This is a genomic window from Burkholderia sp. LK4 (assembly GCF_001043615.1).
Taxonomy (GTDB): domain Bacteria; phylum Pseudomonadota; class Gammaproteobacteria; order Burkholderiales; family Burkholderiaceae; genus Burkholderia; species Burkholderia cepacia.
The window spans coordinates 163,369-184,201 of the sequence record NZ_LDUL01000007.1 but is presented as its reverse complement, the minus strand read 5'-3'; the positions used below and the strand labels follow the sequence as shown (position 1 = coordinate 184,201).

The 20,833-nt window shown below is 67.5% G+C and carries 21 protein-coding genes; 13 read left to right on the top strand and 8 right to left on the bottom strand.

Annotated elements, in window-relative coordinates; translation table 11 throughout:
* The first annotated feature begins 79 nt into the window (after positions 1-79).
* Complete coding sequence (locus VK92_RS03430) at positions 80-553, top strand: PliI family lysozyme inhibitor of I-type lysozyme (protein ID WP_021159774.1); 474 nt, start codon at positions 80-82, stop codon at positions 551-553.
* Between the two features lie 41 nt (positions 554-594).
* On the opposite strand, the gene VK92_RS03425 is transcribed toward VK92_RS03430, so the two are convergent.
* Positions 595-1,398, bottom strand: a complete 804-nt coding sequence (locus VK92_RS03425) for an ABC transporter permease (RefSeq protein WP_021159773.1) — start codon at positions 1,396-1,398, stop codon at positions 595-597.
* Positions 1,395-2,096: an ABC transporter ATP-binding protein gene (locus VK92_RS03420; protein ID WP_048022833.1), complete on the bottom strand. Its 702-nt coding sequence runs from the start codon at positions 2,094-2,096 to the stop codon at positions 1,395-1,397. Before VK92_RS03420 ends, VK92_RS03425 begins: the two co-directional genes overlap by 4 nt.
* 152 nt (positions 2,097-2,248) lie before the next feature.
* On the opposite strand from VK92_RS03420, the gene VK92_RS03415 reads away from it, so the two are divergent.
* A complete protein-coding gene (locus VK92_RS03415) occupies positions 2,249-4,546 on the top strand; it encodes an AsmA family protein (RefSeq protein WP_048022831.1) in 2,298 nt (765 codons plus the stop codon).
* 99 nt (positions 4,547-4,645) lie between these two features.
* On the opposite strand, the gene VK92_RS03410 is transcribed toward VK92_RS03415, so the two are convergent.
* On the bottom strand, positions 4,646-5,098 hold the full coding sequence (locus tag VK92_RS03410; protein ID WP_021159771.1) for a lipocalin-like domain-containing protein: 453 nt from the start codon (positions 5,096-5,098) through the stop codon (positions 4,646-4,648).
* Positions 5,099-5,269: 171 nt separating this feature from the next.
* Here VK92_RS03410 and VK92_RS03405 point away from each other — a divergent pair, with 171 nt between their 5' ends.
* The 6 genes from VK92_RS03405 (at position 5,270) to VK92_RS03380 (ending at position 12,027) form a co-directional block, all read left to right on the top strand.
* On the top strand, positions 5,270-6,862 hold the full coding sequence (locus VK92_RS03405; RefSeq protein ID WP_027787281.1) for an ABC-F family ATPase: 1,593 nt from the start codon (positions 5,270-5,272) through the stop codon (positions 6,860-6,862).
* Between the two features lie 256 nt (positions 6,863-7,118).
* Positions 7,119-7,868 carry an FkbM family methyltransferase gene (locus tag VK92_RS03400; protein ID WP_048022829.1) on the top strand — a complete coding sequence of 250 codons (750 nt, stop codon included), beginning with the start codon at positions 7,119-7,121 and terminating at the stop codon, positions 7,866-7,868.
* Entirely contained in the window at positions 7,869-8,861 is a 993-nt protein-coding gene (locus VK92_RS03395) for a phosphotransferase enzyme family protein (RefSeq protein WP_048022827.1), read from the top strand. It begins immediately after the preceding gene.
* A gap of 22 nt (positions 8,862-8,883) precedes the next feature.
* Entirely contained in the window at positions 8,884-9,744 is an 861-nt protein-coding gene (locus VK92_RS03390; protein WP_419761810.1) for a radical SAM protein, read from the top strand.
* Positions 9,741-10,814: an asparagine synthase-related protein gene (locus VK92_RS03385; protein ID WP_048022824.1), complete on the top strand. Its 1,074-nt coding sequence runs from the start codon at positions 9,741-9,743 to the stop codon at positions 10,812-10,814. Before VK92_RS03390 ends, VK92_RS03385 begins: the two co-directional genes overlap by 4 nt.
* A 7-nt stretch (positions 10,815-10,821) precedes the next feature.
* Positions 10,822-12,027: a glycosyltransferase gene (locus VK92_RS03380; RefSeq protein ID WP_048022823.1), complete on the top strand. Its 1,206-nt coding sequence runs from the start codon at positions 10,822-10,824 to the stop codon at positions 12,025-12,027.
* Here the strand turns inward: VK92_RS03380 and VK92_RS03375 are convergent.
* Entirely contained in the window at positions 11,984-12,673 is a 690-nt protein-coding gene (locus VK92_RS03375; RefSeq protein WP_048022821.1) for a cephalosporin hydroxylase family protein, read from the bottom strand. The genes VK92_RS03380 and VK92_RS03375 overlap by 44 nt on opposite strands.
* On the opposite strand from VK92_RS03375, the gene VK92_RS03370 reads away from it, so the two are divergent.
* Complete coding sequence (locus VK92_RS03370) at positions 12,672-13,658, top strand: phosphotransferase (RefSeq protein WP_197092536.1); 987 nt, start codon at positions 12,672-12,674, stop codon at positions 13,656-13,658. The two genes, VK92_RS03375 and VK92_RS03370, sit on opposite strands and share 2 nt — an antisense overlap.
* An 18-nt stretch (positions 13,659-13,676) precedes the next feature.
* On the opposite strand, the gene VK92_RS03365 is transcribed toward VK92_RS03370, so the two are convergent.
* Positions 13,677-14,252, bottom strand: a complete 576-nt coding sequence (locus VK92_RS03365) for a polysaccharide deacetylase family protein (protein ID WP_048022819.1) — start codon at positions 14,250-14,252, stop codon at positions 13,677-13,679.
* A gap of 76 nt (positions 14,253-14,328) precedes the next feature.
* A complete protein-coding gene (locus tag VK92_RS03360) occupies positions 14,329-14,877 on the bottom strand; it encodes a hypothetical protein (RefSeq protein ID WP_048022912.1) in 549 nt (182 codons plus the stop codon).
* Positions 14,878-15,163: 286 nt separating this feature from the next.
* Between VK92_RS03360 and VK92_RS03355 the strand changes: the two genes are divergently transcribed.
* Entirely contained in the window at positions 15,164-15,643 is a 480-nt protein-coding gene (locus VK92_RS03355) for a DUF2501 domain-containing protein (RefSeq protein WP_048022818.1), read from the top strand.
* 110 nt (positions 15,644-15,753) lie between these two features.
* Here VK92_RS03355 and VK92_RS03350 read toward each other — a convergent pair whose 3' ends face one another.
* Both VK92_RS03350 and VK92_RS03345 read right to left on the bottom strand, forming a co-directional pair.
* On the bottom strand, positions 15,754-16,119 hold the full coding sequence (locus VK92_RS03350) for a hypothetical protein (protein WP_027787292.1): 366 nt from the start codon (positions 16,117-16,119) through the stop codon (positions 15,754-15,756).
* Positions 16,120-16,450: 331 nt separating this feature from the next.
* Positions 16,451-17,212, bottom strand: coding sequence for a hypothetical protein (locus VK92_RS03345; RefSeq protein ID WP_048022817.1), 762 nt, complete (start codon positions 17,210-17,212; stop codon positions 16,451-16,453).
* A gap of 124 nt (positions 17,213-17,336) precedes the next feature.
* Here VK92_RS03345 and VK92_RS03340 point away from each other — a divergent pair, with 124 nt between their 5' ends.
* The 3 genes from VK92_RS03340 (at position 17,337) to VK92_RS03330 (ending at position 20,792) form a co-directional block, all read left to right on the top strand.
* Positions 17,337-18,773, top strand: a complete 1,437-nt coding sequence (locus VK92_RS03340; RefSeq protein WP_048022815.1) for an aldehyde dehydrogenase family protein — start codon at positions 17,337-17,339, stop codon at positions 18,771-18,773.
* A 121-nt stretch (positions 18,774-18,894) separates the two neighbouring features.
* Positions 18,895-20,085: an NAD(P)H-dependent flavin oxidoreductase gene (locus VK92_RS03335; RefSeq protein ID WP_021159756.1), complete on the top strand. Its 1,191-nt coding sequence runs from the start codon at positions 18,895-18,897 to the stop codon at positions 20,083-20,085.
* Between the two features lie 65 nt (positions 20,086-20,150).
* A complete protein-coding gene (locus VK92_RS03330) occupies positions 20,151-20,792 on the top strand; it encodes an OmpW/AlkL family protein (RefSeq protein ID WP_021159755.1) in 642 nt (213 codons plus the stop codon).
* Positions 20,793-20,833: the final 41 nt, after the last annotated feature.

The following is a 20,833-nucleotide window of genomic DNA, read 5'->3' as shown; positions in this document are numbered from 1 at the left end:
CGCGCGTCGACCCGCGTGACGTCATGCGAATGTCACGCTATGCTCGCCCGCATCATCCACTTCCCGTAACGACATCCCGATGAAATGCCGAATCCGCGCATTGCTGTGCGCCATTGCGTTCGCTGCCATGCACGCGCACGCGGCCGACGATTGCGGTTTCGTGAAAAAGGTCGAGCTGCCGTCCCGGCAGCAGGTGGCCGTCGTGTCGAGCGGCGCGCTCGAACCCTGCTCGACCGGCAGCTACGCGGTGCGGGTGTATTCGACCGCGCATGCCGCCGCCGGCTTCGATACCGACGACTACGTGACGGGCGCGCTGCATGCGCGTGACGGTACGGTTACCGATGCGTTCACGGCCGACCTCGGTGCGCGGGCGCCGCAGGCGCTCGTCGTGACGACACGCTCGGCCGGCAGCGGCGGTTATGTCGGCGCGCAGGCCTATGTGACGACGCCGCGCGCGGTGCGGCTCATTGCGTCGGTCGACGGGCTCGCAGCGGACGCGGACATCGCGGCCGCATTGCGGCAGGCGATCGGCAAGCGTCGCGGCGCGCGCTGACCGGCGAACCGCGCGGACGCATCGCGCGGTGACTTCGCGTGTCAGTGCGCGCGTTCCTCGAGCCGCGATGCGAGAAAGCGGTGATCCGCCGAGAACAGCCGGCGATAGGTCATCAGCACCGCGCCGACGGTGCCGAGCGCGGAAGCCGCGGCGATCAGGAACATGATCACGATCTGGTAGCGCACGGCCTGCAGCGGCGACTGGCCGGCCAGCACCTGGCCCGTCATCATTCCCGGCAGGCTCACGACGCCGACGACGGCCATCTGGTTCAGCGTCGGCAGCATGCCTGCGCGCACGGCCTGGCGCGCGGCGTCCTGCGCGGCTTCCCAGCGCGTCGCGCCGAGCGCGAGTGCGGTTTCGACGCGGTCGCGGCGCGCCGTGAGCTCCTCCATCATCCGCTCGACGCCGAGCGACACGCCCGTGAGCGTATTGCCGAGAATCATCCCGAGGATCGGAATCGCGTATTGCGGTGCGTACCACGGATGGATGCGGATCACGACGAACAGGCCGACCGCCGCGACGAACCAGCTGCTGAACCAGATCGATGCGATGCTGTCGATGCGCTGGCCGCGGTAGGTGCGCTTGCCGCGCCCCGCGCCGGCGAAACCGGCGATCAAGGTCATCAGCGCGGTGAGCGGCAGCACGATGTACCAGTGAGGATGACCGAATACCCAGCCGAGCACGTAGCCGATCGCGAGCAACTGCACGACGGTGCGCACGGCCGCGAGCGCGAGCTTGCGGCCGAGGCCGAGCGACAGTGCCATCGAGATCGCGCCGTTGACCGCGACGAGTGCGGCGGCGATGCCGACGTCGACGAGGCTCAGGTCCTGCAGTGCGGGGCTCATCGTGTTGCCTCCGTCGGGTCGGCAACGTGTATCACGCCGGCCTGCATCACGAGCCGCATCGTGCCGATTCGTGCTGCCTGGGCGGGATCGTGCGAGATCCACATGTACGCGCGGGCGTCGGGCGCCGCGTCGAACCATGCGCCGACGAGCGACTCGATCGCGCGCGCCGATTCGGGATCGAGCGCGGAGGTCGGCTCGTCGAGCAGCAGCACGTCGGGATCGAGCTGCAGCACGCGCAGCAGCGCGGCGATCTGGGCTTCGCCGCCCGACAGGTCGCTCGCACGCTTGTCGAGGAAGTCGGGGCCGCGGCCGGCCTGCGCGGCGAGCGCTTCGGCGCGCGCGCGATCGAACGCGACGTCGCGATAGATCGCCAGCGAATACGGATAACGCAACTGCGATTCGACGGTGCCGTCCATTTGCGCGGGGCGCTGACGGACATAGGCGACGCTGCGCCGGTAACGCGGGATCGCGCTGCGCCGGATCCGTTTGCCGCGCCACAGGATGTGGCCGCCGTCAAGCGGATCGAGCAGCGCGAGCGCGCGCAGCAGCACGCTCTTGCCCGACCCGGACGGTCCCGTGACAGCAATTCGCGATCCCGCTGCGAGGCTGAAATCGGTCGGGGCGAGCAGGGTCTTGCCGCTGCTGGCGTCGCGCCGCGTGATGTGCTGCGCATCGATGAGGCCGGTGGGGGCTGTCATGTCACAAATGAAAAAAAGCGTTAATGGCGCCGAAACGTCACCATGGCGTGCGTCATAATACCGACTGAAAAGCCGCGGGTGTCGTGCGCCGTTCGTCCACGCAAGCGGCCCGGCATGGTGCGGCGACATTTCAGAACAACAACGGAACCGCCATGACGCTTACCCGAGCCATCGGCAAATCGGCTGCATGGATCGTCGGTATCGTCGCGGTGCTCATCGCGGCGGCCGGCGTCTTTCTCTTTGCGTTCGACTGGAACCGCGCGAAGCCGTGGGTCAACGAACAGGTGAGTGCCGCACTCGGCCGCCCGTTCGCGATCAACGGCGATCTCAAGGTCGGCTGGCGCCGACCCGACGGCGAAACCGGCTGGCGTGCCTGGGTGCCCTGGCCGAGCTTTTCGGCCACGCAACTCGAGATCGGCAACCCCGACTGGGCGAAGACGCCCAAGTTCGTCACGCTCGATGCCGCACACTTCGACCTCGCGATCCTGCCGCTGCTCGCGCATGAAATCGTCATCCCGTCGATCGACGTCGTGAATCCGGCCGTCGACCTCGAGCGGCTCGCCGACGGCCGCAACACGTGGACCTTCCAGTTCAAGCAATCGTCGCAGCCGTCGCCGTGGAAAGTGCGGCTCGACAGCTTCGGCTTCGCGAAGGGCACCGTCACGTATCGCGACGCGATCACGAAGGCCGACCTGACCGTCGCGATCGATACGCTCGGGCAACCGATCCCGCTCGGCGATGTGCTGAAGGAGCAGGAGCAGACGTCGCGCGCGGCATCCGCGCAGCGTGTCGGCAAGCGCGGCGCCGCGCAACTGAGCGCGAAGGCCAGCGCGGAAGCTGCGTCGGGCGCAGAGGCGTCGAGTGCGGCGTCGGCGCCGGGCGCTTCGGCTGCTTCGCGCGTTGCTTCGGCTTCTTCGGCTTTGTCCGCTGCTTCTGCTTCCTCCGCTTCTTCCGCATCGACGGCTGCCGCCGCGTCCGGCGCAAGCGGCGCCGCGGCGCCCGCGAAGCCGTCCGGCCCAACCTATGCGTTCGGGCTGAAGGTCGACGGCCGCTACAAGAACGTGCCGATCAGCGGTACCGGCAAGCTCGGCGGCGTGCTGGCGATCCAGGATGCGTCGCGGCCGTTCCCGCTGCAGGCCGACGTGAAGGCCGGCGACACGCGGCTCGCGATCGTCGGCACGCTGACCGATCCGATGCATCTCGCGGCGATCGACCTGCGGCTGTGGCTGCAGGGCACGTCGATGTCGCACCTTTACCAGCTCACCGGCATCACGCTGCCCGACACGCCGCCTTATGCGACGGAAGGGCGGCTGATCGGCAACTTCAAGCGGCGCGCGAGCACGTTCCGCTACGAGAACTTCAACGGCCGCGTCGGCGGCAGCGATCTCGGCGGCACGCTGGTGTACGAGCAGCGCGAGCCGCGGCCGAAGCTGTCGGGCGAGCTCGTGTCGAACCTGCTGCAGTTCTCGGACCTCGCGCCGGTGATCGGCGCGGATACGGCCGCGAGCAAGGCCAGGCGCGGCGACACGACGCGCCAGCCGCCGGACCGCGTGCTGCCGGTCGAGACGTTCCGTACCGATCGCTGGCGCGCGCTCGACGCGGACGTCAAGTTCACGGGCCGCAAGCTGATCAAGAGTTCGAACCTGCCGATCACGAACCTGTACACGCACATCGTGATGCAGGACGGCGTGCTGTCGCTCGAACCGCTGCAGTTCGGCGTCGCGGGCGGCACGCTCGCGACGACCGCGCACCTCGACGGCAGCGGCGCGCCGTTGAAGGGCCGCTTTACGGTGGCCGCGCGGCACCTGAAGCTCAAGCAACTGTTCCCGACGCAGAAGGTCATGCAGTCGGCGCTCGGCGAGATCAACGGCGACGCGTCGCTGTCGGCGACGGGCAACTCGCCGGCCGCGCTCGCCGCGACGTCGACCGGCGAAGTGAAGGCGCTCGTGACGGACGGTCGCATCAGCCGCCTGCTGATGGAAGCGGCGGGGCTGAACGTCGCCAACGTCGTCTACGAGAAGCTGTTCGGCAACAACGACGTGAAGATCAACTGCGCGGCGATCGATTTCGTCGCAACCAACGGGATGCTCGACCCCAAGGTGTTCGCGCTCGATACCGACGATGCGCTGATCAACGTCGACGGCCCGATCAGCCTGCGCGACGAAACGCTCGACCTGAAGATCCATCCGCATACGAAGGGTTTCCGGATCTTCTCGCTGCGCTCGCCGCTGTATGCGAAGGGCACGTTCAAGAATCCGAAGGTCGGTGTCGATGCGGGCGCGCTCGCGCTGCGCGCCGGCGCGATGGTCGGGCTCGGGCTGATCAACCCGTTCGCGGCGCTGATTCCGCTGATCGCGCCGAGCAACAACCGCGACGTGCCGTGCTCGGAGTTGTTCGGGCAGATCAACGCGAAGGCCGCGCAAAGAGCGGCCGCGAAAGCCGGCAAGTGACGCACGCAGCCGCTGGAGCGGCTTGCGCCACGGTGCCGTTCGGGGTCGTGGCCGCGCCCGGCGAAGCGCCGGCCGCGCGGGGCGCCATCAGGGGTGCGCTCAGCGGCCGGCGCGTACCCAGACGATCACCGGCTCGACTTCCCGGCCGCCGATCCGTACCGGTTCGGCGGTGCCGAGTTGCAGCCGGTCGCCGTCCAGGCTGACCACACGCTGCTGGACGTTGCCGATCCAGTTCGGATACAGGCTGACGTCCATTTCATGAGTCAACGTGCCGTCGTCGTCGACGTTAAAGGGGCCGGAATACGCGATGTAGCCGTGCGCCGCGGCCGCGCGTTCCTCGACGCTGCCGCCCTGCAGGTCGCCGTCCGCGTAGGGCGGGCGGCCGGCCGCCATCAACTGGGCGGACATATAGCCGTCGGGCGTATAGAGGATCCAGCCGCGTGCGTCGCGGCCGAGCGGATAGGTGACGGTACTGCCGTCGCGCGGGCGGATTTCGTAGGACACGAGGCGCCATGCGCCGACGAGTTGTTCGCGAAGCTGGCTGGCAAGCATGCGGGGGTTCCGGTGAGACGGCGGTGGAGCGCGTGCCGTCGTGTTGACGGGCCGCCGGGCGGCGGGCCGGGAGGGCCGGGAATACGCCGTCGGGGCGGTGCGGTCGGCAGTTTCTCCGACACCTGCTAAAATACACGGTTTTCCGTCGATTTCTCTCTTACGGGACCTGCCGTGCTTTCTACTGCCAACATCACGATGCAATTCGGGCCGAAGCCCTTGTTCGAGAATATCTCGGTCAAATTCGGCGAGGGCAACCGCTACGGTCTGATCGGCGCGAACGGCTGTGGCAAGTCGACCTTCATGAAGATCCTCGGCGGCGACCTCGAGCCGAGCGCCGGCAACGTCGCGCTGGAGCCGAACGTGCGCCTGGGCAAGTTGCGCCAGGACCAGTTCGCGTATGAAGACGTGCGCGTGCTCGACGTCGTGATGATGGGCCACACCGAGATGTGGGCCGCGATGACCGAGCGCGACGCGATCTACGCGAACCCGGAAGCCACCGACGACGACTACATGCACGCAGCCGAACTCGAAGGCAAGTTCGCCGAATACGGCGGCTACGACGCCGAGGCGCGCGCGGGCGCGCTGCTGCTCGGCATCGGCATCGAGGAGAAATTCCACAACGGCACGATGAGCGACGTCGCACCGGGCTGGAAGCTGCGCGTGCTGCTCGCGCAGGCGCTGTTCTCGAAGCCGGACGTGCTGCTGCTCGACGAACCGACCAACAACCTCGACATCAACTCGATCCGTTGGCTCGAGCACACGCTCAACGAGTACAACTCGACGATGATCATCATCTCGCACGATCGTCACTTCCTGAACTCGGTGTGCACGCACATGGCCGACATGGACTACGGCACGCTGAAGGTCTGGCCGGGCAACTACGACGACTACATGCTCGCATCGGCACAGGCGCGCGAGCGCCAGGCCGCGGCGAACGCGCGTGCGAAGGAGCGCGTGGCCGAGCTGCAGGACTTCGTGCGCCGCTTCTCGGCGAACAAGTCGAAGGCCCGTCAGGCAACGAGCCGCGCGAAGCAGATCGACAAGATCAAGATCGAGGAATTCAAGCCGTCGTCGCGTCAGAACCCGTTCATCCGCTTCGAGTTCGAGAAGAAGCTGCACAACGTCGCGGTGGTCGCGGAAGACATCACGAAGAAGTACGAGCGCACGATCTTCCAGAACTTCAACCTGTCGGTGCAGCCGGGCGAGCGGATCGCGATCATCGGCGAGAACGGCGCGGGCAAGACGACGCTGCTGCGTTCGCTGCTCGGCGCGCTCCCGCTCGAGCACGGCACTGTGAAGTGGTCCGAGAACGCGAATGTCGGCTACATGCCGCAGGACACGTACGAGGAGTTCCCGAACGACATCACGCTGATGGACTGGATCGACCAGTACCGCAAGGACGGCGACGACGAAACGATGGTGCGCGGCACGCTGGGCCGCCTGCTGTTCTCGTCGGACGACATCAAGAAGTCGGTGAAGGTGCTGTCGGGCGGCGAGAAGGGCCGGATGATCTGGGGCAAGCTGATGCTCGGCCGCCACAACGTGCTGCTGATGGACGAGCCGACCAACCACATGGACATGGAATCGATCGAGTCGCTGCAGATCGCGCTCGAGCAGTTCGAAGGCACGCTGATCTTCGTGTCGCACGACCGCGAATTCGTGAGCGGGCTGGCGAACCGGATCATCGAAGTGCGCACGGACGGCACGCTGTTCGACTTCGGCGGGAATTACGAGGAGTTCCTGACGAGCCAGGGGCAGGAATAAGTGTCCTGAGCGTTCCTCCGGCCAAGGGTCGCGGCTGGGCAGGCAAGCAGTACCTCCAGCCGTCCCCACGGAGCGAACCGCCGGAAGTAAATCGAGCCCGCATCGACAGCGTTGTCGATGCGGGCTTTTTTCATTTCCGCTTGCCGCGCAACCCGGCAGCGTGTCTCATTCCGGTTTCCTCCCATCAATAGACTTCGGGTAAATTACCCACCGAACGCCAATCATCATTCCCCATTTCGACCCGGAGCCGCCCCCGATGCCGGACCATCCTCTCCCGCTCGACCTGTCCGGCCTTGCGCAAAGCCTGTACGCGCAGGGCACCGAGGAGGGCATCCTGTCGCGCCTGATGGAGCGGATCACGCCGGTCAACCGGTTCTGCGTCGATATCGGCGCCAGCGACGGCCTGCGCAACAGCAACACCGCCCGGTTGTTGCGCGAACAGGACTGGGCCGGCGTGCTGGTGGAAGGCAGCGCGTACCGGTTCGGCAAGCTGGCCGCGCACTACGCGGGTGCAGCGCGCATCCGCCTGCATCACGACCGCGTCCAGCCCGACACGGTCGATCATCTGCTCGCCGACGCGAACACGCCGACCGACTTCGACCTGCTGTCGATCGATATCGACGGCAACGACTACTGGGTCTGGCGTGGCCTGCAGGCGTTCAAGCCGCGCATCGTCGTGATCGAATACAACCCGTACTACACGCCGCCCGAGCGTTGGGTCATGTGCTTCAACCCGGATCACGAATGGGACGGCTCGACCTATTACGGCGCGAGCCTCGAATCGCTCGTGCACCTCGGCAGGCAGAAGGGTTATGAACTCGTCTGCTGCGACGACATGGGCAACAACGCATTCTTCGTGCGTCAGGACCTGTATCCGCTGCTCGGCATCGCGAACAACGATCCTTCGGTGCTGTTCCGGCCCGCGATGTACAAGCTGCGCTATGTCGGACACAACACGTTCCTGACCGGTCATCCGTATCGGCACGGGCCGGCCGAGCACATCTGAATGGGCCCGCTCTCCGCGACCTTCGACGAGATCCTGGAAGCCTGCGCGCTCGGCCGTAGCGGGCCGCCGCGCCAGGTCAGCGAACGCGTGTGGCACCTGCCGACCGATGACGGCGGCGTGGCGGTCAAGCTCTACGCGGCCGGGCATCAGGCGCGTGCGGCCAGGGAAGCCGCGGTGCTCGCGCACTTCGAGACGCACGGCGATGCACGTTTCCATGTGCAGGCGCTGAAACGCACGGCAGCCGGCGCACCGCTGTGGACGGGGGCGAACGCCCACGCGATGCTTACCCGCTGGGAACCCGGGCAGTTCAGAACCTACGACACGTTTTCGCCGGCCGAATGGGATGCGCTGGGCGCGAGCCTGGCCGCGTTGCATCTAAGTCTCGAACGGCTTCAGCTGCCGTCGCTCGACACGATCCGGGCGCGGTTGATCGCGATCGACGCGGATGCGGTGCGGCGCAGTCTGCTCGATGCGCTGAATCACGCACGCTCGAACGAGAACGCCGCGAACCTGCGCCGCTACGTCGATCTCGCGCTGCGCATGCTCGACCGCTACTATCCGGGCAGCATCGACGCGTTTCCCGCCGACGATCCGCAGCACCCGATCCACAACGACTACAACCAGTTCAACTATCTGTTCACGGGCACGCTGCCGCCGCTGATCCTCGACTGGGAAGCGACGATCGGCGCGCCGCGCGAATACGAACTGGTGCGTTGCCTGAATCATTTGCCGCTGGAAGCGCCGCAGCTGGCGGAAGCGTTCGTGCGCGCATACCGGCGGGTGCGGCCGGTGGATCCCGCACGCATTGCCTGGGCGGTCGATGCCGCATGCCTGCAGCACGCGCTGAAGCTCTGGATCGTCCAAGGCTGGCTCGACGATCCGTCGCGTTTCGCGTCGCATCTGAGCGGCGCGGTGACGATGGCATCCGCGATGGTGGATGCCCGCGACCGCCTGGTCGATTTCTTTTCCCGTTGCATCGAAGCAGGACGCTGAAGTGAATTCGAACCTGAACCGGATGTCGCCTTCGACGTCGCCGCCGGGCGAGCGGCAGCACGTATTTCCGCCGCCGCTGGATCGCGACTACCGTGTCGAGGACGGGCGTGTCCTGACGCGCTCGATGGAAGCGCATATCGTCGACCACTGCAACCTGACGTGCGCGGAATGCTGCTCGCTGTCGCCGCTTCTGCCCGAATGGTACGCGAGCCCTGCATCGCTCGAGGCCGACCTGCGCCGTGCGGCGAAGGTGCTGCGCCCGCGCATGTTCAAGCTGGTCGGCGGCGAACCGCTGCTGCATCCGGCGCTCGTCGAGCTCGTCGGGCGCGTGCGCGCCACGGGTATCGCGCCCGTGATCTCCGTCACGACGAATGGCCTGAAGCTCGGCGAGATGACGGACGCGTTCTGGCAGGCGGTGGACGCGCTGACGATCTCGCGCTATCCGAAGCCGTCGCTTTCGGCCGACCTGGTCGCGCACATCGAGCACCAGGCCGCGCGCTTCGACGTGCGCCTGAACTGGAAGGTGCAGGACGTGTTCACGACGATGAACCGTGCACAGCCCGGCACCGACCGGGACGCCGCGCAGCGCCTTTATCACGATTGCTGGATTCGCGAGCGCTGCCATATGATTCGCGACGGCATGTTCTACACGTGCACGCGTCCGGCGCATTTCCACACGCTCTACAAGGGCGAGAAGGATTTTCGATCCGACGGCCTGCCGCTGCGCGACGACGCGGGCATGCTCGACGCGATGCTCGCCTATCTGCAACGCGAGGCGCCGCTCGAAGCGTGCCTGCATTGCCAGGGCGGCAGCGCGCCGGTGGCGCCGCATCGCATCCTCAAACGCATTGAAGTGGACTCCTTGAAGGCTCGTTATCCATGATCGTCGGCACGCGCGACCTGTTCGGCTTCGACCGGCTTCACTACCATCCGCGCAGCGGCACGGCGGCGTCCGGCATCCGGGCCGTCCTGCGCGCGTCGGCGCAACCGGCCGGCGAGCCGGACGCGGCGGCCATCGCGGGCTACCTGAGCGGCGAGCGTCTGGTCGGCCGCACCGTGCTGCGCGACGTGCGCGCGGTGCCGCCCGGCCATGCGCTGATCCGTTCGCCGCAAGGGCTGGCCGTTCAGCCGGTACCCGGGCGGCCGCAGCACGCGGATCTGGAAACCGTGCTGCGCGCGTCGCTGCAACGTGCGCTCGACAGCGGCAAGCGCGTTGCGCTGGCGTTGAGCGGCGGGCTCGATTCGGCATTGCTGCTTGCGCTGCTGCGCGAACTCGGCGCGCAGCGGCACGTGACGTCCTACATCCTCGTGACCGACATGCCGGACTATTGCGAACGCGATGCGGCACTCGAACTGGCCGGACAGATGCAGGCGAACGTGAAGCTCGTGCGCGTGAACGAGGCGGATTTCGTCGCGGCGCTGCCGAGAACGACCCATGCGGTCGAGGAGCCGATGTTCAACCTGCATCCGGTCGCGAAGCTGCTGCTGGCAGAGGCGATGGCCGCGGACGGCGTCGAGGTGGCCATCACCGGCGACGGCGCGGACCAGGTGCTGCGCCGCGACCAGTCGGCCAACTATCTGCCGCTGTGCCATGCGTTGTTCGATGCGGCGTCGGTCGACCTGCATCCGCCGTTCGTCGACGATGCCGTCGTTGCGCATCTGACCAGCATCGCACCCGATCCGGACAAGCAATGCCTGCGCGATCTCGGTGCGCGCCTGAACCTGCCGGACCGGCTCGTGCATGGCCCCAAGCGCGGGCGGCTCGCCCCGGCGATGGATCTCGCGACGCTGCTCGATCGCGACCGCACGCGCGCGCTGGCCGACACGCTCGATCTGGACGCGCCCACGCTGCAAACGGACAACGAACGCGTGCTGTGGACGACGCTGTCGCTGATCCTCGATCATTTCAACCGCCTCGACACTTCCCTCGATGCCGCGCATCGCCCAACCTGAGCCACTCATGAAACGCATCCTGTTCTGCGTGGTGCCCGAGAAAGGGCACGTCAATCCGTGCATCGGCCCGGCCCAGCACCTGCGCGCCGCCGGTTGCGACGTCGCGTTCTATGCGCCGGCCGACATCAGCGCCCAGCTCGACGGCGCCGGCGGCTTCGCGTTCGTCGGGCCGCGCGAGACACCCGAGCGTCACGACCTGTCGCGCGGTGCGAGCTTCGCCGCGAACATCCGCGACGCGGACTGGCTGCGGCACTGGATCCGCACGCTGCTGATCGACCTGGCGCCCGCACAGGTGGACGGCATCCGCGCGGTGCTGCGCGACTGGCGGCCCGACGTGGTCGTGATCGATCCGCTGCTCTATGCGGCGGCGATCGCCGCCGAGCTGGAGGGGCTGCCGTGGGTGGCGATGTCGAATTCGCTGAATCCGGTGCTGCCGGACGATCTCGACTCCGAATTGCTGCGCACGGTGCGATGGCTGGCGCCGGAACGCACCCGGCTGTTCGCGCGTTACGGGCTCGATGCGCGCTTTCGCGGTTGCGACATCCTGTCGCCGCACCTGACGCTCGCGTTCACGACCGACGCGCTGGTCGGCGCGCCGCCGCCCGGTGTCGAGCTGGTCGGCCCCGCGCTGCCGTCCGGCCCGCGTGGCGACGAGACGCCGTTCCCGTGGGAGCGCCTCGATGCCGATCGTCCGCTCGTCTACATGTCGCTCGGCAGCCAGCTTTATTACCATCCCGATGTGTTCGCGAAAGTCATCGAGGCGGCGCGCGCGACGCCGGCGCAACTGGTGTTGTCGGTGGGCGAGCTGGTCGATGCGAATCTGCTGCCGGCCGACGACGCGCGCGTCATCGCAGTGCGTTACGTGCCGCAACTGGCGCTGCTGCGACGCACGCACGCGTTCGTGAGCCATGGTGGCGCGAATTCGGTGATGGAATCGCTTGCATGCGGCGTGCCGATGTTGCTGTCGCCGTTCTGCAACGACCAGTTTCATTCGGCGCACTTCGTCGAGCGGGCCGGCGCGGGGCGCGTGCTGGATCTGCAGCACGCCGGCGTGGCCGACATTGCCGATGCGCTCGCGTGCCTGTTGCGCCCCGGTTCGTTGCGCGAGCAGGCGGCGCGGATCCGTGCGAGCTACGCGCGTGACGGCTCGGCGGAGGCCGCGCGCCTGATCAGCGAACTCGCTTCAGGAAGCCGCCTGGCGACAGCGTCATGAGTACGCGGTCTTCGATGTCGTAGTCGACCTCGAACCGGTCGTCGCGGCCGAGATAGTCGCGCACGGCGGTGGCCGGGTTGTTGCCTTTGCCGTACGGCTTGCCGTCGAACATCGACGCGGGCAGGTATTCCATCACGGTATCCATCACGATCGCGTAACTGCCCGGCGTCACGAGCGGCGCATAGCATTCGAGTTCGCGCAGCACGTGCGCATGGGTATGCGTGAGGTCGAGGATCGCCATCACGCGCGCATCCTGGGGAATCTGCGCGCGTACCGATGCGAGCGTGTCGGCCGCGCACGACTCGCCTTCGATCAGCACCATGCGATCGGCGAGCCGATGCGACTGCAGGCGCTGCCTGACGTCGTCGCGCAGGCGCGGCTCGATCGCGACGACACGGCCGCGATCGCCGTTCAGCGCCAGCATCGACGCGGAGAACACGACGCCGCCGCCCGCCGCGATGCCGGTCTGCACGATGCAGTCGGGACGCTCGCGCCAGATCAGTTCCTGGAGCGCGAGCATGTCGCCGGGCAAGTGGAAGAAGCGCTCGCCGAGCCAGCGCGTCTGGAACAGGTGGTCGAATTCGGCGGCGCGCGTCAGCCATTCGATGTTGATGTCCCGCATGCGGGCCGAAGGACGCTCTGACATGGTCAATGCAACGAGTAGGAGTGACGTGAAAACGCTGGAACCGTGGCTTCACCGGTATTGGAACATCGGGCCTGCACGCATGCAGGCGCTGGCGTCGGGCCATACTAACAAAACGTATCTCGTCGAGTGCGACGCGGGGCGCGCGGTGCTGCGCGTGTCGTGGTCCGGCAAGCCGGTCGGGCAGGTGGATCGCGAGGCGGCGATACTCGGTCATCTCGGTGAGACGCGGGCGGCGCCGACGCTGCCGGCGCTGCCGCGCCTGCGGCCGACCGTCGACGCGCAATCCGGCGTGCGACTGCCTGACGGAAGCTGGCTGCATCTGTTCGAGCATATCGACGGCAGCCCCGGCCTGCCGGCCGAAGCGGAGGCGGGCGCGATCGACGCGATGCGTGCGCTCGCGCATCTGCATGCGGCGCTGGCGGCGATCCCCGTGACCGAATCGGCGCCGCTGGCCTGGCTGTCGGCGCGGCACGCACGCGTAGCCGCGCGTGCCGCGCCGCCGTTGCCGGGGGACCTGGGCGACCGGTACGGGACGATGATCCGTCGGATCGACGCGCATCTCGACGCTGCCGCACGCTGGCTGACGGGGACGGTGCACTGGCTGCACGGCGACTATCACGCGGGCAACCTGCTGTACGTAGGGGGCGCCGTGAACGGCGTGCTCGATTTCGACGACGTCGGGCAGGGCGCGCAGTGGCTCGAAGCGGCCTTTGCGCTGTTTGCGCTGTCGCGCGATGCGGGCCGGGACGATCGCTTCGTATTCGACCCGCGCCGCTGGGATGCCGGCCTGCAGGCCTATGCGGCTACGCGGCCCGATGCCGTGCCTGACTGGATGCATGACCACCGCGACGCGCTGATGGCCCTGTTCTGCGCGGACCAGACGCTGATTCACCTGGAAGCCGCGCAGCGCGGCCTGTGGGTGCCGGGGCCCGGCATCGGTTTTCTCGGCGGCTGGCGGCAGTTGCTGGATGGCGCTGCGCCCTGACGCCGGCCGGATGCCGCGTCAGCGCGGCCGATTCAGGAACAGGCGCACGGCTTCGACCGTGTTGGGCCGCGCCTCGCCGTGCCGCGATCCGTCGTGCATGCAGAACAGCACGTCGCGCTGCCGTGACGTGCTGGCGTCGACATGGGCGCACATCGCGTCGAATAGCGCCTGCGGCGACGGCGCCGGCCGCTGCCAGTCGTCGAGGATCGCGGTCCAGCCGGTGTGTTCGCGTTGCAGCCGTGCGAGCACGCGGGCGCGACTGTCCTGCGGCATCAGTCCATAAGGCAGGCGCAGCGGGATCGCATCCGGCGCGGGCACGCGTGCCTCGCGGTAGGCATCGCGGATCAGCGCGTCGGTCGTCTCGATCTCGTCGATCAACGCGTCGTCCGACAGCGTGCCCGGCGTCGCATGCGAACGGGTGTGATTGCCGAGCCGGTGGCCTTCGCGCGCCATGCGTGCGGCCACATCGAGCGCGCCTGCCAGATTCCGGCCGAGCAGGAAGAAGGTCGCGCGGCACGACGCGGCGTGCAGGACGTCGAGCAGGAGGGGCGTCGACGGGCCGGGGCCGTCATCGAAACTGAGGCAAATGGGCATCGCAGGTGGGTGCGCCGTTCAGGGTGTACCGGGGGAACGATAGCGCAAGTCGCGACGAGCGGCAGCCGGCGACCGGCTACTCGCGCGGCTCAATGGCCAATGGACAGGTGCCGACCCGACGCAAGCGCGTACCGGTCCACTCGTAGAAGAACCGGGCCGCCTTCGCGTCGTTGTAGTCGCAGTCGTCGTTGAAGCAACCCGCGACGATCAGCAGCGTACTGCCGGGCCGGAAATCGACGCGCTCCTCGTCGTTGCCCATCACGCCTGCGATGGCCTGTACGCCGGGCATCGTGTACGTCGCACCCGTGTACTTGTCGACGATCGCGAAATTGCGGCAATCCGTTCCGCAACCCCAGGTCGCGACGCGGTAGTGGCCGGCAAAGTTGGCCGGCTGCGTGAATTCGTCGCGAATGACGGTGCGGTAGAGGCGGGCTTCCCGGGTGGTCAGGCGTGGTGCCGCGGCCGGCTTGCGCGGTGCGCTTGCGGCGGGTGCCGGATAGCGCTCGAACGACGGCGAAGGGCATGCGGCGGCGGCCGTGGCCGTGGCCGCGCCGGCGGTGCTGGCGCCGCAACCGAGCGCGGCCGCTGCGCCGGCGAACAGCAGAAATCGATGGGCAAGCGTCACGCGAGCGTCCTTCATGTTCGGGATCGAGAGCGGGCCGGAGGGTCCGGGCGGCCGGCGACGACGATTCTATGACGCTTCGCGCGCGCGGGCGACCCGGGCGGCCGATCGCGCGCGGATGCAACACCGGCATGTCCGCACGCGGCGCGCCGTCAAGCTTTGTCAAATCGTGGCGATATCACGATGCCTGACGTTTCAGGCCGCCTCCGAAGGCTGTCATGCACGGGTTGATTGAGTATCCTTGGATTCGATTCGCGGTACTCACGCAGTCACAACCGGGAGGCTTCACATGAATGCACGTCTATACCGCGCGACCATTGCCGGTGCGCTGATCGGGTTGCTCGCGCCGTTTTCGGTGGCGCATGCGCAGCTGGGCGATGTCCTGAAGCAGGTCGGCGGCGGGGGCGATTCGGGCGGCAGCGCGGGCGGTGCGCTCGGCAACCTCGGCGGCATCGGCGGCGCGTTGACGGGCGGCGGCGGTTCGTCGCTGATGCCGGGCAGCACCGGCAACGTCGCGGGCCTGCTGCAGTTCTGCATCCAGAACAACTATCTCGGCGGGGCATCCGGCGGTGCGTCGTCGGTGAAGGACGCGCTGATGGGCAAGCTCGGCGGCAACGCGTCGTCCGACAGCGGCTATACCAGCGGCGTGAGCGGTGTTCTCGACGCCGGCAATGGCAGCAAGCTCGACCTGAGCGGCGGCGGACTGAAGCAGCAGGTGACCAGGCAGATCTGCGACAAGGTGCTGACGCAGGCGAAATCGCTGCTGTAAGCGCGCATCGCGGGTCGGGGGCGGTGCGCGACGTACCGCCCCCGTCAGTCTTTCCGGCTGACATTCCCGTCAACGAAAGGAGCGCGGCGCCGCGCGTGCCGTCCCGATCGTCAATCGGCCAGCCGCTTGTCGGCGAGCGCCTTGCAGCAGTCTTCGTAGACCCATTGCACGAGTTTCGCCCGATAGTCGAGGTCGTCGGTATCGACGATTTCCTCGACCGCGTCGCGCGCCCACGACGCATCGACGAACCCGGCGTGCCGCTTGGCGATGTCCTGCGCGAGCGCCGCGAGCTTGGCGATCGCGAGCCAGTCGGCCTGACGGTGATGGCGGTCGAGCCAGCGGTGCGCGGCCTGGACCTGGAACGTGGCGTCCGGCCACGATTCGTTGAGGTAAAACGCGCCGAGGTTGCCGCAGGTGAGCCAGCAAAGCAGCTCGAGGCGGTCTTGCGAGCCGAGGGTATGGGGTGCGTCGGACATGGCAGCGCTCACGAAATACGTCGATTCCGGGCGGCGCCGGTTGCAACGGGCCGGTGCCGATAGTAAAAACATAGCACGATGCGGGCCCGCCCGCGCACCCGGGCGGATGCTGACATGGCGGTGGCGAAACGGACGCTGCGCCGGCGCGGATGGCCGATGGCGGAATGAGGGGGCGGCGGGAACGAAAAGTGCGCGAGAGCGTGGGGAACGACGCGGGAAGATGCGGCCGGTGAGCGGCCAGGAAGCGACCAGGAAGCGGCCGCTTGCGCCGCGAAGCGGGCCCGTTGCCGGGCCCCCGCAGCCCGGCGCGCGGGCTGGCGGATGCGCGGGTTCAGTTCGCCGTGTGCGTGGCGCGCGCGATCGAGCGGATGCTGCGCTCGACGCGGATCAGGATGATCAGCACCGCGAGCGACACGAACGAATACAGCGCGACGAGCGCGGCGACACCGGCGAAGCGCGCGGTCTGGCCGTTCTCGGCAGCCGTTTCTTCCGCGGCCTTCTTCTCGTTGTCGATCGCCGTCCGGCGTGCGTCGTAGCGCTCGGAGAAGTCGCGCATGACCGCCGACACGACGTCGGTGTACGCCTGCTCGCGCGCATATTCGTCGCCGTGCGCGGTGACCTTCTTCTTGACGCTTGCCGCGACGTCCGCGCGTGACAGCACCTTGTCGAGATACGCGATCTGCTGTTCGTAGTACGCGACGTCCGGATGGTCGTCGTCGTCGAGCACGCGCTGGAACGACGGTTCGTACGCGTCGCGATCGACCGCGTAGTCCGGCGACAGGGCCGCCCGGCCGTGCTTCTGCACGATGCCCGACAGTTGTGTCGACAGGCGCAGCGCGGGCGACGCGTTGTCGTCCTTCGCTGCCGCGCCGTCGGCGGCCGGCGTGGCCTTGGGGGTTGCGCCGTTCTCCCACGCGAACGATGCAGGATCGACCTGGATGGCCGAATCGACCTTCGGCGGTTTCGACAGGCGCGCATCGAGTGCGATCGCGCCGAATATGACCCCGCCGATCAGGACCGCGGTCGCGAACAACAGCACGATCACGCGCAATACCTGAAGATAGCCGCCCTCGATTTTGGTCAGGATGCTCAAGGCATTCTCCTTTCTTATGATGAATGAGGCGCCGAGGCTAAAGACCTTTCCAATAGCTGTCAATCGTCACACCGGCCGGCCGAAACGCTCGCTAGAATGTCGGCTTTCCTGGAGGCGGAAAACGATGAAAATCTACGACCAGTTCTATATCGACGGCGCGTGGCGCAAGCCGGCCGGCACCGGCACGATCGACGTGATCGACTCGGGCACCGAAGCCGTGATCGGCCGGATTCCGGAAGGCGTCGCGTCCGACGCGCAGGACGCGATCCGCGCGGCGCGCGCGGCCTTCGACGCGTGGGCGGCCACGCCGGCCTCGACGCGCGCGGGCTACCTGCGCAAGATCGTCGAGCATCTGCAGGCGCGCAGCGAGGAGCTCGCGCAGTCGATCACCGGCGAAGTCGGGATGCCGATCAAGCTGTCGCGCGCGATCCAGGTCGGCGGCCCGATCTACAACTGGAAGGCGTACGCGAAGCTTGCCGAGTCGTTCGAGTTCGAGGCACAGGTCGGCAACTCGCTCGTCGTGCGCGAGCCGGTGGGTGTCGTCGCGGCGATCACGCCGTGGAACTACCCGCTCAACCAGGTGACGCTGAAGGTCGCGCCGGCGCTCGCGGCCGGCTGCACGGTCGTCCTGAAGCCGTCCGAGGTCGCACCGCTCAACGCGTTCATGCTTGCCGAAGCGATTCACGAAGCCGGGCTGCCGGCCGGCGTGTTCAACCTCGTGTGCGGCTACGGCCCCGTGGTCGGCGAGGTGCTGGCCACCGATCCGGACGTCGACATGGTGTCGTTCACGGGCTCGACGCGCGCCGGCAAGCGCGTCGCCGAGCTGGCGGCCGCGGGCGTCAAGCGCGTTGCGCTCGAGCTGGGCGGCAAGTCGGCGTCGGTGATCCTCGACGATGCCGATTTCGCGACGGCGGTGAAGGGCACGGTCAACGCGTGCTACCTGAACGCGGGGCAGACCTGCTCGGCGCACACGCGCATGCTGGTTCCGGAAGCGCGCTACGACGAAGCGCGCGAGATCGCGAAGGCCGCGGCCGAATCGTACGTCGCGGGCGACCCGCGGCAGGATGCGACGCGTCTCGGCGCGCTTGCGTCGGCCGTGCAGCAGCAGCGCGTGCAGGACTACATCCAGCGCGGGATCGACGAAGGCGCTGAACTCGTGACGGGCGGCACGGGCCTGCCGGAAGGGCTCACGAAGGGCTTCTTCGTGAAGCCGACCGTGTTCGGCCGCGTCGATCCGAAATCGACGATCGCGCAGGAAGAAATCTTCGGGCCGGTGCTGTCGATCATCACGTATCGCGATGAGGACGAGGCCGTGCGGATCGCGAACGATTCGCCGTACGGGCTCGGTGGCGCGGTGTGGGCCGGCAGCGACGAACGCGCAATGGGCATCGCGCGCCGTATCCGCACCGGGCAGGTGGACATCAACGGCGGCACGTGGAACGGCGCCGCGCCGTTCGGCGGCTACAAGCAGTCGGGGCATGGCCGCGAGAACGGCGTGTACGGGCTCGAGGAATATCTCGAGTACAAGTCGATGCAGCTCAAGCCCGCGAAGCCTGCCTGAGCGCTTCGCACCGCACGAACCGGAAACGGCACGCTGGTGCCGTTTTTTTATTGACGGTCGTCAAGGTGCGCGGCGGTGGATCGTCGATCATCGCGGTTCCGATGTTCCGACGAGGTTTCAGATGACCGTACGCACTTCCTTTCCGCCGCTGACGATCCGCGGCCGCACCTTGCTGCCTGTCGTGCAGGGCGGCATGGGTGTCGGCATTTCCGCGCACCGGCTGGCGGGCAGCGTCGCGCGCGAAGGCGCGGTCGGCACGATCGCGAGCATCGACCTGCGTCACCATCATGCGGACCTGCTCGCGCGTTGCCGCGCGCAACCCGATCGCGCGACGCTCGAGGCCGCGAACCTCGAGGCGCTCGCCCGCGAGATCCGTCTTGCGAAGACCTACAGCGAAGGACGCGGGATGATCGCGGTCAACGTGATGAAGGCCGTGAGCGCGCATGCGGACTACGTGCGGGTCGCATGCGACGAGGGCGCGGATGCGATCGTGATGGGCGCGGGCCTGCCGCTCGACCTGCCCGATCTCACGCAAGGACACGACATCGCGCTGATCCCGATCCTGTCGGACAGCCGCGGGATCGCGCTCGTGCTGAAGAAGTGGATGAAGAAGGGGCGCCTGCCCGACGCGATCGTGATCGAGCATCCGGCGCATGCGGGCGGCCATCTCGGCGTCACGCAGATCGACGACATGCACGACCGCCGTTTCGATTTCGCACGCGTGCTCGACGAGACCGCGCAGGTGATGGCATCGCTCGGCATCGAACGCGAAACGATCCCGCTGATCGTTGCGGGCGGGATCAACAGTCACGACACGGTGCGCGCGGCGCTCGAGGCCGGCGCGAACGGCGTGCAGGTCGGCACGCCGTTCGCGGTGACGGAAGAGGGCGATGCGCATCCGCACTTCAAGCGCGTGCTGGCCGATGCGACGCCCGACGACATCGTCGAATTCGTCAGCGTGACGGGGCTGCCCGCGCGCGCGGTGAAGACGCCGTGGCTCGATCGTTACCTGCGCAACGAGACGCGCATCCGCAGCAAGCTCGGCGCGCTGAAGCAGCGCTGCCCGACCGCGCTCGAATGCCTGAGCGTATGCGGCTTGCGCGACGGCATCGAGAAGTTCGGCCATTTCTGCATCGACACGCGGCTGGCGGCGGCGCTGCGCGGCGACGTCGCGAACGGGCTGTTCTTCCGCGGCCGTGAAGCGTTGCCGTTCGGCCCTGCGATTCGCAGCGTGCGCGACCTGCTCGACCTGCTGCTGACGGGCTGTGCGACCGAGCCTGCGGCAAACCGTCCCACGTTTACGCTGGCTTGACGGATATCAAGAACATGAAAAGACCCTACGAGGAGAATGGGAACCATTCTTTGGGGGTCCGTACCATGCTTAAAACGATTCGAACTTGTGTCACCGCTGCCGCCGTTGCGGCCAGTTTCGTCGCGATGCCGTCGCTGTCGCACGCGGCTTCGCCGGGCGAAGGCATCAACCAGGGCGACGTCCTGGTCCGGCTGCGTGCGATCAGCATCCAGCCGAACGAACGCGCGAGCGACACGCTCGGCGCGCTCAACGTCGGCGTGAACAACGCGATCGTGCCCGAGCTCGACTTCACGTACATGATCCGCGACTACCTCGGCGTCGAACTGATTCTCGGCACGTCGCGGCACCAACTGACGTCGAGCCTGGGCAATCTCGGCGGCGTGGGCGTGCTGCCGCCGACACTGCTACTGCAGTATCACTTCAACCATGCCGGCAAGGTGCGTCCGTATTTCGGCGCGGGCGTGAACTACACGTACTTCTACAACAACGGGCTCAATGTCGGCGGGCAAGGCGTGTCGATCAACAAGAGCAGCTTCGGCCCGGCATTGCAGTTCGGCGTGGACGTGCAGTTGACGAAGAAGGTCTTCATGAACGTCGACGTGAAGAAGATCTGGATGAGCACCGATGCGACGCTCGGCGACAAGGGCATCGGCACGCTGCACATCGATCCGCTGATCGTCGGCGTGGGCGTCGGGATGAAGTTCTAGACGCGGCGGGAAACGAACAGAAACAGGAACAGAAACAGAAC

What these genes read in the sequence shown, in the direction of transcription:
- VK92_RS03430 (WP_021159774.1), top strand. Translation starts at nt 80, where the DNA reads ATGAAATGCCGAATCCGCGCATTGCTGTGCGCCATTGCGTTCGCTGCC.
- VK92_RS03330 (WP_021159755.1), top strand. Translation starts at nt 20,151, where the DNA reads ATGCTTAAAACGATTCGAACTTGTGTCACCGCTGCCGCCGTTGCGGCC.
- VK92_RS03400 (WP_048022829.1), top strand. Translation starts at nt 7,119, where the DNA reads ATGCCGGACCATCCTCTCCCGCTCGACCTGTCCGGCCTTGCGCAAAGC.
- VK92_RS03375 (WP_048022821.1), bottom strand. Translation starts at nt 12,673, where the DNA reads ATGTCAGAGCGTCCTTCGGCCCGCATGCGGGACATCAACATCGAATGG.
- VK92_RS03420 (WP_048022833.1), bottom strand. Translation starts at nt 2,096, where the DNA reads ATGACAGCCCCCACCGGCCTCATCGATGCGCAGCACATCACGCGGCGC.
- VK92_RS03380 (WP_048022823.1), top strand. Translation starts at nt 10,822, where the DNA reads ATGAAACGCATCCTGTTCTGCGTGGTGCCCGAGAAAGGGCACGTCAAT.
- VK92_RS03365 (WP_048022819.1), bottom strand. Translation starts at nt 14,252, where the DNA reads ATGCCCATTTGCCTCAGTTTCGATGACGGCCCCGGCCCGTCGACGCCC.
- VK92_RS03340 (WP_048022815.1), top strand. Translation starts at nt 17,337, where the DNA reads ATGAAAATCTACGACCAGTTCTATATCGACGGCGCGTGGCGCAAGCCG.
- VK92_RS03390 (WP_419761810.1), top strand. Translation starts at nt 8,884, where the DNA reads ATGTCGCCTTCGACGTCGCCGCCGGGCGAGCGGCAGCACGTATTTCCG.
- VK92_RS03415 (WP_048022831.1), top strand. Translation starts at nt 2,249, where the DNA reads ATGACGCTTACCCGAGCCATCGGCAAATCGGCTGCATGGATCGTCGGT.
- VK92_RS03370 (WP_197092536.1), top strand. Translation starts at nt 12,672, where the DNA reads ATGGTCAATGCAACGAGTAGGAGTGACGTGAAAACGCTGGAACCGTGG.
- VK92_RS03425 (WP_021159773.1), bottom strand. Translation starts at nt 1,398, where the DNA reads ATGAGCCCCGCACTGCAGGACCTGAGCCTCGTCGACGTCGGCATCGCC.
- VK92_RS03385 (WP_048022824.1), top strand. Translation starts at nt 9,741, where the DNA reads ATGATCGTCGGCACGCGCGACCTGTTCGGCTTCGACCGGCTTCACTAC.
- VK92_RS03410 (WP_021159771.1), bottom strand. Translation starts at nt 5,098, where the DNA reads ATGCTTGCCAGCCAGCTTCGCGAACAACTCGTCGGCGCATGGCGCCTC.
- VK92_RS03395 (WP_048022827.1), top strand. Translation starts at nt 7,869, where the DNA reads ATGGGCCCGCTCTCCGCGACCTTCGACGAGATCCTGGAAGCCTGCGCG.
- VK92_RS03355 (WP_048022818.1), top strand. Translation starts at nt 15,164, where the DNA reads ATGAATGCACGTCTATACCGCGCGACCATTGCCGGTGCGCTGATCGGG.
- VK92_RS03350 (WP_027787292.1), bottom strand. Translation starts at nt 16,119, where the DNA reads ATGTCCGACGCACCCCATACCCTCGGCTCGCAAGACCGCCTCGAGCTG.
- VK92_RS03335 (WP_021159756.1), top strand. Translation starts at nt 18,895, where the DNA reads ATGACCGTACGCACTTCCTTTCCGCCGCTGACGATCCGCGGCCGCACC.